Genomic DNA, 12,318 nt, shown 5'->3' with positions numbered 1-12,318 from the left:
ACTCAAATTATAATTAAAATGACATAATTTGTCAATTAGACTACATTCTTATTCTTTTCATTATACTTTAATTTCGCAAAATCTATTAATATAACTATAATAGATGCTATAGGTACTGAAAAAATCATACCGAAAACACCCATAGTTGCCCCTCCAACTATTATGGAGATTAAAATCAAAATAGGACTAAGCCCTGTTTTATTGCTTAAAAGTTTTGGCCCAAGTATATTATTTTCAGCCCATTGTACTAAAACAAATAAAACCGAAACCCAAAGAGCCTTCGTTGGAGAATCTATAAAAGCAAACAATACTGCTGGTAAAAATCCTAAAAAAGGACCTATATAAGGAATTATATCCGCTATACATGTAATAATTCCTATTACTATTGCAAAATCTACGCCTAATATCAATAAATAAATCATGGTTATAAGGCCTACAAATACAGCCATGAGTACTCTTCCCTTAACAAAATCAAGAAGAGCCTGATTAATTTTATTTGAAATATACAAAATATCAGCTTTATGTTTTTCTGGTAGAGCCCTTACTACTTTTGCCTTAAATTTATTCTTATCAATGGTAAAATAAAAGGTGAAAATAAATATTAGAGCAAACCTTATAATTTTTGAAACCAATCCTCCCACGCTTGTTGCCAAATTTCTAATTTTAAATAGTGCCTGAGATTGAAATTCTATAATATAGTCAGTAATAGATTTTTGTATAGAATCAAATATTTTTTTAGAATCTACATATGTAGGCAAATCATAACTAAAAATATCTTTTATATATGAATTTAGTTTTAAAGCCTCAGAATTTAAAACTTCAAAGGCGTCCTGCAATCTAAGAATAATATTAGACATTTCAGATACGGTCTTTGGTATTACTATTACAAGCAAAATTGTAAATATTAATAAGGCACTTATATATATAATGATTATTCCATAGCCTCTTTTTATATTTTTCTTTTCCAAATAGGTAACTATTGGATTAATTGCAAAAGAAATAACTATTGCCAGTATCATTGCCCAAAATGTATCAGCTATAATAGGAAATTTATTAAAAATAATCTTTACTATATAAAGAAATACAATAACTAAAAATATTCTTATTATATTTATAAGATCTATTTCAATACGTCTTGATCTGTCAATGTATCTATTTCCTATATTTATAAGATAATAAATAATCAAAAACAAAAGCATTGCAACAAGTACGCTTCTTAAAGTTGAAAGAAATCCCGGTGAGAGCTTATTAAACTCATCAGCTGTAAGTTTAATTGTATTCATATAATTTTAACCTCTTAATGAATTTATTGTATCTACTATTATATCAGACCCTTGAATAATTTCATTCATATTATTATTCTCCCCAATAGTAATTCTTAAACAGTTTTTTGCAAGCTCATCACTTCTTCCTATGGCTTTAAGTACGTGAGAAGGGGCGATACTTCCTGCATTACAAGCGCTTCCACTGGAGGCAAATATAGTATATTTATCCAAAAGAATCAATAAAAACTGGGAATCTATATTATCTATAGAAATATTTATATTCCCTGGCAACCTATTTTCTATTGGGCCATTAAGATAAACGCCGTTAAGTTTTAAAAGTTTATCTAAAAAATAATCTCTCATTCCTTTTACTCTCTTGATGTTTTTACTTTTTTCTCTGTCAAGTATTTCTAAGGCTTTGACAAAACCGACTATATAGGCTACATTTTCAGTCCCTGCTCTTTTAGATCTTTCCTGTCCTCCACCATGAATAAGATTATCTATTTTCATTCCAGATTTTTTATATAAAGCACCTATTCCTTTAGGACCTCCTATTTTATGAGAGGAAATACTAAAAAGGTCCACATCTAAGTCTTTTAAATTAAATTCAATACCAGGCAATGCCTGGACACCATCTACGTGAAAAGCTATATTTTTATTTTTTAAAATATTACTAATTTTTTTAATGGGTTCAATAGTTCCTATTTCATTATTTGCATACATAATGGATACAAGAGAAGTATCCTCTTTTATTAAATCTTTTAAATGATCAAGATCTACAAATCCCTCCTTATCAACTTTTACATAATCTATTTTAAAACCGAATTTTTTTAGATATTTCATACTTTCAAGTACAGCTTTATGCTCAATAGGGCTTGTAATAAGATGCTTGTTCTTATCTATCATGTAAAAGGCTCTACCTTTTATAGCCCAGTTATCAGCCTCACTTCCACTTGATGTAAAAAAAATTTCTTCAGGTTTAGATCCTAATATTTCCGCAACTTTATCTCTGGACTCCTCTACTATATTTCTTGATATTTTACCTAAGGAATAAATAGATGAAGCGTTCCCATAATTTTCTTTTAAATAAGGCTCCATAGCTTCAAAAACTTCATCTTTTATTTTAGTGGTAGCCGCATTGTCTAAATAAATTTCCATATCGACCTCACATATCTGCAAGAGTTAAGGAGTCCAGTACAGCATCAATCTTAATTTGAAGTTTGTCTAATATGTCTTTTGTTGCACACTCTTCTAGATTTCTACATTCAGGTTTATTGCTCATAACCGAGCATGATAAAGCTATGTCATCTTCCAGCGCATTTAAGATTTCTTTTATTTTGATATTTGATGGATCTCTAGTAAGCTCATAACCTCCAAATGCTCCCCTTATAGACTTTACAAGACCAGCTTTTTTTAAAAGTGCAAAAAGCTGTTCCAGATAAGCTACTGAAAGATGTTCTTTTTCTGCGATTTCATTAATTGATATAGGTCCTTTTCCATAGTTTTGAAAAACACTATACATGGCCATTAATCCATATCTTCCTCTAGTTGATATTTTCATTAAATCACCACCTTTATAAAACTTTTTATTTTTTCTCTATAATTTCTTTTAAAGTATACCAAGGTAAAACTGCGCATTTTACTCTTGCAGGGAGATTCTGTATGTTTTCAAAAATTGCAGCATCTCCAAGTTCTTCTAAGGTTTTTTCATCCTTAACTTCTCCCTTGACCATGGCTATAAAATCATTAGCAAGCTTTAAAGCTTCTTCATAGGAAAGGTCCTTAATTCTATCAACCATAATAGATGTAGAGGCTTGTGAAATTGCACACCCTGTACCTGTATAGGAAGCATCTTCTATTTTGCCATTGTCTACTTTCAGCTGTAAGGTTATTTCATCTCCGCATGATGGGTTGTGCCCAAGTTCCTTGACAGTTGGATTATCTAAATCTCTTTTGTTTCTTTTATTTCTACTTTGTTCTAAAATTACTTCAGTATATATTTCATTAAGATTCAATTTTCATTAACCTCCTAACATCTTCCAAATGCTCTATAAAGGTATCTATCTCTTCAAAGGTATTGTAAAATGCAAAGGTTGCTCTACATGACGAATTTATACCAAGGTATCTGTGTAAAGGTTGAGCGCAGTGATGACCTGATCTTACAGCTATTTTATATGAATCAAGTATAGAGGCTACATCATGAGGGTGAGCATCATGAAAATTAAAAGCTATTACAGGAGATTTATCTTTTATCGGCGTAGTATATAAATCTAGATATGGTAAATCTTTCATTTTATCATAAGCATATTCACATAATTTTTTTTCATATTCATAAATACTTTCTATACCTATATTATCTATATAATCAATTGCTGCTGAAAGTGACACAACCCCGCCTACATTTGCAGTCCCCGCTTCAAATCTTTGAGGCGCATATAAATAAGATGTTCTGTCTTCATATACATATTCAATCATATCTCCTCCTGATAAAAACGGAGGCATTGAATTTAAAATATCTTCTTTACCATACAATATACCTATTCCCATTGAGGAAAGCATTTTATGCCCTGAAAATGCTAAAAAATCGCAATCTAATTCTCTTACATTTATCTTGTGATGTGGAACATATTGTGCCCCATCTACGATACTAATAGCATCCGGGGAAACTTCCCTAAGCTTTTTTATATATCTTTTTACATTAGGCATAGTTCCAAGAACATTTGATGCTGCTGTTATTGTAAAAATCTTTGTGTTTTTACTTAGCTTATCTTCAAAATCCTTATCTTCTATTTGCCTATCTTTATTTAAATAAAGAAACTTGAGTTTTGCTCCTGTCTTTTCTGCTACTATTTGCCAAGGGACTAAGTTTGAGTGATGTTCCATAATAGAAAGAAGTATCTCATCTCCCGGCTTTAAATTGTTTAATCCCCAAGAATAAGCAACAAGATTTAAGGCCTCTGAAGCATTCCTTACAAAAATTATTTCATTTGAAGAATTTGCTCCTATGAACTTTGAAATTTTTTCTCTACCTTCTTCATAAAACTCGGTTGATTTAATTGCAAAAAAATGAGCTCCCCTATGAGGGTTACCATTATATTTTTTATAAAAGTCAGCGGTTTTTTCTATTACTTGAATTGGTCTTTGAGTCGTAGCACCATTGTCAAAATATATATAATTATCGTCCTCTTCCAAAAATTTAAAATCAGATCTTATTTTTTCAACTGTTTTTTTATCTAACATCTCTACTACCCCTAACTTTTTCAAAAACCCTATCCCAAATTACTTTTTTAAAGTTTTCATCTTCTAAACTATTTATTGCACTTGAAAACTTAGATTGTATAATAATTGATTTGGAGCTTTCTTCATCAAATCCTCTACTCATAATATAAAACATTAAATCATCATCTACATTACCAGCACTCGCTGCATGATTGCCTTCAACATTGTCTTCATGTGACAAAAGCACCGGTACAGAAATAGACTCAACATCATCATCAAGTAGTATTGCATATTCTTCTTCAGAACCCGTACTAAATGATGAGCCTTTTTTAAAATCAAGAGTAGATCTGAATATTTTCTTAGATTTATCTTTTAAGGCCCCATTTACAACAATATTGGACTTGCTATCTTTTCCATAATGAAAGACATTATACAGCATATCTATTTCGTTACTACCTGAACCAAAATAAATTGAATTTACGTTAAAATTAGAATGTTCCCCCATTAAATCACTTTGAAGATAAGTATAAAGTTTACTTGACCCTAACTCAAATTGATGAATATTTACACTTGCTCCCTCTTGTATGTTGACATATATAGTTTCAATTGATGTATGCTCATTGTCTTCATTCTGTATAATGAAAACATTGATTTTTGAATTTTCTTTTGCATATATTTTTATTAATGAGCTTCTAAATTTTTCAATATTACCACTACTCTCATAATCTAAAATAAGATTTAATGTCTCATCTTTTTCACTTACCACGTAGTGAGAGTCTATTACTTGATTACTAATGTCATCAGATTTAATAATTACTTTACTTGTGGAATTTTCTGTATTTGACTTATGAATCTTAAAGAGATTACAATTATTTCTGTTTAAATCTAAAATATCTTTTGGAAGTTCTTCTTTTTCATTTTTATAAAAATTTCTATTTAAAAAATCATCAGCCTTATCAGATTCTATACTAAGCTTGATATTTTTTAATTCAGGAAGCTCTATTTTAGAATCATTAACATTCAAATAATTAAAAGTTTTAAATGTAAGCTTATTTGTTACAACCGTTGAATTCATAGTTCCTCCTAACCGATTGATCCTTCTAGTTCCAAGTTAATTAAATTATTCATTTCAACTGCATATTCCATAGGAAGCTCTTTAGCTATAGGCTCTGCAAATCCTCTTACTACCATTGCTTTTGCTTCGCTTTCAGGTATTCCTCTACTCATTAAATAGAATATTACTTCGTCGGATATTTTACCAATTTTAGCTTCGTGCCCAAAGTCAACATTCTTATTTTTTATATCTATTACAGGTATGGTATCTGATCTTGATAAATTATCCAGCATTAAAGATTCACATGAAACACTTGCTTTAGAATCAGTAGCCTCTTTTGCTATTTTAACAAGGCCCCTATAAATAGCTTTACCACCTGCTTTGGAAATTGATTTTGAGTTTACTGTTGATTTAGTATGAGGTGCAAGATGTATGGCTTGTGCTCCTGTATCTATATTTTGCTCGGCACCCGCAAATGATATGCCTACATATTCACTTGATGCTCTTTCTCCTTTTAAAATTGATGCAGGGTATAGCATAGACACTCTTGATCCAAAGGATCCTGATATCCATTCTATTTTTCCATCTTTTTCTACAATTGCTCTTTTAGTATTTAAGTTATACATATTTTTTGACCAGTTCTCTATAGTTGAGTATCTAAGAGTTGAATTTTCACCTACAAATAATTCAACTGCTCCTGCATGTAGATTAATCATATTATATTTAGGAGCTGAACAACCTTCTATAAAGTGACAATAGCTATTATCCTCAATAATTATTAAAGTATGTTCAAACTGTCCTGCTCCAGGTGCATTCAATCTAAAATATGATTGAAGAGGAACATCTACCTTGACTCCCTTAGGCACATAAACAAAAGATCCCCCACTCCACACAGCATAGTGTAAAGCTGCATATTTGTGTAAATTAGGACTTATGCATTTTCCAAAATATTTCTTTACAATCTCAGGATATTCTCTAAGCCCTGTTTCAAAGTCTACATAAACAACTCCTTGATCCAATAAATATTTTTGAATGTTATGGTAGACAACCTCGGAATCATATTGGGCCCCTACTCCTGATAAAAGATAGTCTTTTTCTGCTTCAGGAATGCCAAGCTTGTCAAAAGTATCTCTTATTTCTTCGGGAACATTTCTCCAATCGTCTGTGAGCTCTGCATCAGGACGTATATAAGTCGTTATTTCATTTATATCAACTTCAGTTAGGTCAGGACCCCATACAGGATTTTCTTTACTATTAAAAATTTCAAGAGCCTTTAGTCTGTAGTTAAGCATCCATTCCGGTTCGCCTTTTTCCTTTGAAATTTGTCTTACTATTTCTTCCGTAAGGCCCTGTTCGGTTTTTGACTTATAGGTGAATTTGTTTTTTATGTCATAGATGCCTCTGTCCATATCATCTATATGAGTTTTCTTTTTAATTCTATCTGACAATTATTCCACCTCTTTTTTTATCCAATTAAATCCATCTTTTTCTATTTTATCAACAAGACTGTCGTCTCCTGTCATTACTATTCTTCCATCTACAATTACGTGAACATAATCAGGGTGTATATTTTTAATTAATTCCCTGTGGTGTGTAATAATAAGAACCGCCTTATCTTTGTTCATAAATCTTGATATACCTTCAGCTACAACTCTTGTAGCATCAACATCAAGACCTGAATCCGTTTCATCTAAAATTGCAAGCTTTGGATTCAACATGAGCATTTGGAGAATTTCGTTTTTCTTCATTTCTCCACCTGAAAATCCTTGGTTTAAATATCTACTGGCATAAGATTCATCAAACTCAAGTTTTTCCATTTCAGCTTTTAATTCCTTCTTGAATTTTAAAATTGGTATGTTTTTATCTTCAATTGAAGATTTAGCTGTCCTTATAAAGTTCTCAACACTTATCCCTGAAACTTCCATAGGTGCTTGAAAACTCATAAACAATCCCTTACGTGCTCTCTTATCAGTACTTAATTCAGTTATGTCTTCACCATCAAGATAAATTTTTCCACTTTTCAAGGAATACTCAGGATTATCCATGATTACATTAGCAAGGGTCGTTTTACCAGACCCATTTGGACCCATAATTACATGCACTTCTCCATAATTAATATTAAGATTAATATTGTGCAATATTTCTAAGTCTTGATCTTCTGTTACATAGGCAGATAAATTTTCTATTTTTAATAATTCTTTACTCATTTTACACTCCTTTTGTCAAATCATACAAATTTGCTCGGATTTAATTCTTTTAGATTATATCACAAAGCTTAAAATATATAAATGATTAAATTAATATAAATTTATTTACTAAAATATTAACTTAAGAATATAATGCTTATCTTTTATTGTTAATTTTTTAAAAATATATTATTATATCTATTAATAAAGTTGAGGTGTATTATGGATTCTTATTTTTCGATAGTTATAGTTCTACTGGTGATTTCAATTATTCTTTCCTTTGAGTTTACTATGATTGAAAGTGCTTTTTTATCTATTACTCAATTTGAAATAGAAGGATATAAAGAAAAGTCCGAGCAAATTTATAAAATAGTAAAGGATCTAAGTAAGAGTGATAAATTATTCTCAACAGTTTTAGTTTTTGATTATTTTGCCAATTCTTTAGTATCAATCCTTATAGGTCTAATCTTGTTTTCAAAACATAGCTTTAAGGGGCTTGTTATTGCAGGCTTTTTAGCTCCTTTTATAATAATCGTCCTAGGGGAAATTGTTCCTAAATCTATTGGAAAACAAAAATATAAAAAAATAATTTTTAAAAGAGCTAAAGCTTTGAGTTTTTTAACCAGTATTTTTTCTCCTTTTGTAAAATTTTTAAAATTTATTTCTAAAGGATTAATAAGAGTAGTAGGTGGAAGTAAAAATTATAAGGAACCTTTAATGACAAGGTATGAACTTATAGATGCTGTTTCTCTAGGAATTGAGGAAGGAATTATTAATGAAGAAGAGTCTATGTTTATTGAAAATGTTATGGATTTTAAAGAGTTAATGGCAAAGGATGCAATGACAGCAAGAACTGACATGGTAACCTTAGATATAGATTCTTCTTATGAAGAGATAGTTGATGTTGTAAAATCTGAAGCATTTTCAAGGATGCCTGTTTATGAAGAGGATCTTGATAATATAGTTGGAATACTTCATGTTAAAGATTTAATTTCTTTTGAAAAGGGAGAGCTGCTGAAGGATAAAATCGACATTTTAAAACCTGTTCTCTACACTTACGAGTTTAAACCTATTGGAAAGCTTTTTAACGAAATGAGGCGTAACAAAACTTCTGTTGCAATAGTTAATGATGAATTTGGTGGAACTGAGGGTATGGTTACAATGGAAGACCTAGTTGAAAAAATAGTAGGTTCAATTTCAGATGAGTATGATGAAGATGAGGATGAAGACTTTATAAAAATCGGTAAAAATGAATATATTATTAATGGCTCAATGAATCTCGATGATTTTAATCACGCTTTCAATACTAACTTGTTCTCTGAAGAAATCGACTCAATAGCTGGTTACATTATAGAAAAAATTGACAGATTCCCAAAAACTGGCGAAAAATTGCTTATTGATAACTTAAATTTTACTATATCAAGTAGTAAAAGAAATAGAATTGAAAAACTGATACTTAAATTATAATTTAAGTATCAGTTTTTTATTAGTCAGTTTAATTCAAATTATCGAAATTAGTTGCAATCTTCTACTTCTATTATTTTAAGATTAGAGTTTTTCCAATTGACGCTATCCCCTAATTCCTCAACTATATTTTGTAATATTTCGTCTTCTTCATAACTTTCGTCAATGGGCTGAACTCTTATTTCACTATCAAATGGTATCTCATCTATAACTTCGCCTAAATCGATTAATGTCATCACTCTGTTTCTAAGTTTTTGTTTATCACGGTCATTATCTACGCGTATGTATTTATCTTTTTTTCTGGTATATACAAATATTTCTTTGTTATATTTACGCTTATAATAAAGAGAATATGCTTCACATGACAGTGAAAACATTGCAAGCGGATGTAAATCAAAAATAATCTTTTTCATAAGTCCTCCCGCGAAAATTATAACATAAATTTTAAAATGTATGGTGAAACTTAACAAAATATAAATCTTTTTTTTACGCTTAATTTACTTTGCTTTATGAGATTATATGCCTTATAAAATTTTAACCTTAAGCGCTACTTTTTGACCGCTTATTTCAACTAAATCTTTCATTTCAAGTATTGTAAGTATAGAATTTACTGTTGCAATATCTTCCTTAAGATTTATGGAAATAAGATTAATATCCTCTGTCCCATTCTCTATTTCCCTTAATATTTTTAATTCATCATTTCCCAAATTAGACTCATCAAGGATGGAAGTACTTTTATTTTTTGAAGGAAGATAAATACTAAGGTCATTTATTTCAGTTAGTATAGAAGCCCCATCTGCAATTAATTTATTAGTTCCTTCAGAATATATGGAATTTATGTTACCTGGAACCGCAAAAACTTCTTTTCCTTGTTCTGCGGCAATTCTACCTGTAATTAAAGATCCGCTTCTCTTTCTCGCTTCTGCAACTATTACAATATCACTAAGTCCTGATATTATTCTATTTCTAAGGGGAAATCTATAAGGCATGGCTTTTGATCCTGGATGATACTCGCTTACTATAGCTCCATACTCCAAAATTTTATTATATATATCTTTATTTTTCAATGGATATACAACATCTACTCCGTTTCCCAAAACCCCTATAGTTTTTATGTTATTTTTTATTGCTCTCATATGAGATACAGCGTCTATCCCATAGGCCATACCACTTATAATTGCAACATTATAATCACTTAAATAATCTACTATGGAATCTACAACCACTCTGCCATAATCCGAGTGCTTTCTGGCTCCTACTATTGCTACCCCTACATCCCAAGTTTTTGCAATGTCACCTTTAACATAAATAAGCTTAGGTGAATCATCGATGTTTAAAAGGTACTTAGGATATAGAGGATCATCTTGAAAATATATTTTTATATCCTTTTTCTCACAATATTCATAAGCTTTATCCGCTATACTATATTTATAATTTTTTAACATTTTGATTATTCCGGGACTTATTTTATCTTCATACCTTTCGTATTTATCTAAAAAGTCCTCATAACTTACCTCAAGGCTTAATAAAGTCTTTTCAAGCCTTTCAATTTGTATGTTTTCAAAATTTAAAAAGTTTAGGTTTAATAAAAATTCATTATAATTCATACTAACCTCTTTAAGTCAAGGGATCTGTACCTAATCGCTTCAAGTATATTTTCTTTCTCTATTTCTTTATTTCCGCTAAGATCTGCTATTGTTCTTGATACTTTAAGGATTTTATTATATGCTCTTGCAGAAAATCTATACTTGTTAAATGCTAATTCCATGATTTTTTTACATTCTTTATCTAACCTGCAATATATGTTAACCTGATTTTCCCTTAGGTCTGAATTGTAATTAATGTTTAAATTCTTATATCTGTCTTTTTGTATTTCTCTAGCTTCTGCAACTCTTTTAGCTATATCTTTTGATGACTCCGATTTTTCATCAGCTGCCAAATGTTTATAATCTACAGCATCTATTTTTACGTGTATGTCTATTCTGTCTAACAGCGGTTGTGACGCTCTTGACATATATCTTTCTATTTGAGAAACACTACAAGTACACTCATGGTGAGGATCTCCATAGTATCCACAGGGGCAGGGGTTAGTTGCAGCAAGTAAGATAAAATTCGCAGGATATGAAATGCTCGCATTAGCTCTAGCAATGTTTATAGTTTTATCTTCAAGTGGCTGTCTTAAAACTTCCAATACTGATTTAGGAAACTCCAATAACTCATCTAAAAATAAAACTCCGTTGTGAGACAAGGATATTTCACCCGGCTTTGGAATTCTTCCTCCTCCTATTAAAGATACAGATGATGCAGTGTGATGTGGCGATCTAAAAGGAGGGTTTATCATCAAATTGTTTTCTTTTAAGAGCCCTGCTACAGAATAAATTTTTGTAACTTCTATAGATTCCTCAAAGCTTAACTTTGGTAAAATAGTGGCATATCTTTTAGCTGCCATAGATTTGCCACTTCCCGGGACTCCTATTAAAAGAATATTGTGCTTTCCTGCAGCTGATACCTCCAAGGATCTTTTAAGAAAAGCTTGCCCTTTTATATCAGAAAAATCTAAATCATAACTATCATCTTTATATTCAATTTGTCCTATGTATCTCTCTATGGGCTTTTCCTTATTTACATGCTCAACAACCCCTCTTAATGAGTCTGCAGGGTATATTTCCACATCTCTAATTAATGAACATTCTATTTTGTTCTTTTCAGGAACTATAAATTTTCTAAACCCCTGTTCTCTAAGAGAAATAATCATAGCCAAAGCACCTGTAATTGGATTGATTCCCCCATCTAATGACAGTTCCCCTAAAAATATATAGTCTTCGTCTATGTCTTGAACTTCCTCGCTAGCTCCTAAAATTGCCATTGCAATAGCAAGGTCCAGCTGAGATCCATCCTTCTTTAAATTTGCAGGTGCCAAGTTTATAGTTATTCTCTTTAGAGGAAATTCAAAGCCGCTGTTTTTGATTCCCGACCTAACTCTTTCTATAGATTCCTTAATAGCTGTATCGGGCAAACCTACTATAATAAATTTCGGTAGACCATTGCTTAAATCCGCCTCAACATCTATTAAATTCCCTTCCAGTCCTTCAAGCGAGCAGGTTTTTAAGCTACAATACATATATACTCC

Annotated in this window: 12 protein-coding genes; 1 reads left to right on the top strand and 11 read right to left on the bottom strand. The window is 30.8% G+C overall.

What is annotated here, in order from left to right:
* Positions 1-35 precede the first annotated feature (35 nt).
* Genes PEPCATONIAE_RS00680 through sufC form a run of 8 tightly spaced genes read right to left on the bottom strand, consistent with a single transcriptional unit; the run spans position 36 to position 7,745 of the window.
* Complete coding sequence (locus PEPCATONIAE_RS00680) at positions 36-1,283, bottom strand: AI-2E family transporter (RefSeq protein WP_138158871.1); 1,248 nt, start codon at positions 1,281-1,283, stop codon at positions 36-38.
* 6 nt (positions 1,284-1,289) lie between these two features.
* Complete coding sequence (locus PEPCATONIAE_RS00675; RefSeq protein WP_138158869.1) at positions 1,290-2,423, bottom strand: cysteine desulfurase family protein; 1,134 nt, start codon at positions 2,421-2,423, stop codon at positions 1,290-1,292.
* Between the two features lie 7 nt (positions 2,424-2,430).
* Complete coding sequence (locus PEPCATONIAE_RS00670; protein ID WP_138158867.1) at positions 2,431-2,826, bottom strand: RrF2 family transcriptional regulator; 396 nt, start codon at positions 2,824-2,826, stop codon at positions 2,431-2,433.
* 25 nt (positions 2,827-2,851) lie between these two features.
* Complete coding sequence (gene sufU, locus PEPCATONIAE_RS00665; protein WP_138158865.1) at positions 2,852-3,280, bottom strand: Fe-S cluster assembly sulfur transfer protein SufU; 429 nt, start codon at positions 3,278-3,280, stop codon at positions 2,852-2,854.
* Positions 3,270-4,505, bottom strand: a complete 1,236-nt coding sequence (locus PEPCATONIAE_RS00660) for a SufS family cysteine desulfurase (RefSeq protein WP_138158863.1) — start codon at positions 4,503-4,505, stop codon at positions 3,270-3,272. The genes sufU and PEPCATONIAE_RS00660 overlap by 11 nt, the downstream gene beginning before the upstream one ends.
* Entirely contained in the window at positions 4,495-5,559 is a 1,065-nt protein-coding gene (locus tag PEPCATONIAE_RS00655) for a SufB/SufD family protein (RefSeq protein ID WP_138158861.1), read from the bottom strand. The genes PEPCATONIAE_RS00660 and PEPCATONIAE_RS00655 overlap by 11 nt, the downstream gene beginning before the upstream one ends.
* Positions 5,560-5,567: 8 nt before the next feature.
* Positions 5,568-6,947: a Fe-S cluster assembly protein SufB gene (gene sufB / locus PEPCATONIAE_RS00650; protein ID WP_138159412.1), complete on the bottom strand. Its 1,380-nt coding sequence runs from the start codon at positions 6,945-6,947 to the stop codon at positions 5,568-5,570.
* Positions 6,948-6,986: 39 nt separating this feature from the next.
* Positions 6,987-7,745, bottom strand: coding sequence for a Fe-S cluster assembly ATPase SufC (sufC, locus tag PEPCATONIAE_RS00645; RefSeq protein ID WP_138158859.1), 759 nt, complete (start codon positions 7,743-7,745; stop codon positions 6,987-6,989).
* Positions 7,746-7,946: 201 nt separating this feature from the next.
* Between sufC and PEPCATONIAE_RS00640 the strand changes: the two genes are divergently transcribed.
* Complete coding sequence (locus PEPCATONIAE_RS00640; protein WP_138158857.1) at positions 7,947-9,191, top strand: hemolysin family protein; 1,245 nt, start codon at positions 7,947-7,949, stop codon at positions 9,189-9,191.
* A 47-nt stretch (positions 9,192-9,238) separates the two neighbouring features.
* Here the strand turns inward: PEPCATONIAE_RS00640 and PEPCATONIAE_RS00635 are convergent, their stop codons facing one another.
* The 3 genes from PEPCATONIAE_RS00635 to PEPCATONIAE_RS00625 all read right to left on the bottom strand — a co-directional run bounded on the left by PEPCATONIAE_RS00635 (position 9,239) and on the right by PEPCATONIAE_RS00625 (position 12,309).
* Positions 9,239-9,601 carry a hypothetical protein gene (locus tag PEPCATONIAE_RS00635; RefSeq protein ID WP_138158855.1) on the bottom strand — a complete coding sequence of 121 codons (363 nt, stop codon included), beginning with the start codon at positions 9,599-9,601 and terminating at the stop codon, positions 9,239-9,241.
* 111 nt (positions 9,602-9,712) lie between these two features.
* On the bottom strand, positions 9,713-10,795 hold the full coding sequence (gene dprA, locus PEPCATONIAE_RS00630; protein WP_138158853.1) for a DNA-processing protein DprA: 1,083 nt from the start codon (positions 10,793-10,795) through the stop codon (positions 9,713-9,715).
* Positions 10,792-12,309, bottom strand: coding sequence for a YifB family Mg chelatase-like AAA ATPase (locus tag PEPCATONIAE_RS00625; protein WP_138158851.1), 1,518 nt, complete (start codon positions 12,307-12,309; stop codon positions 10,792-10,794). The genes dprA and PEPCATONIAE_RS00625 overlap by 4 nt, the downstream gene beginning before the upstream one ends.
* Between the last annotated feature and the right edge of the window lie 9 nt (positions 12,310-12,318).

Source organism: Peptoniphilus catoniae, from assembly GCF_901447155.2.
Lineage (GTDB): Bacteria > Bacillota > Clostridia > Tissierellales > Peptoniphilaceae > Peptoniphilus_E > Peptoniphilus_E catoniae.
The sequence above is the reverse complement of the archived record's forward strand: the minus strand, read 5'-3'. Positions and strand labels throughout refer to the sequence as shown.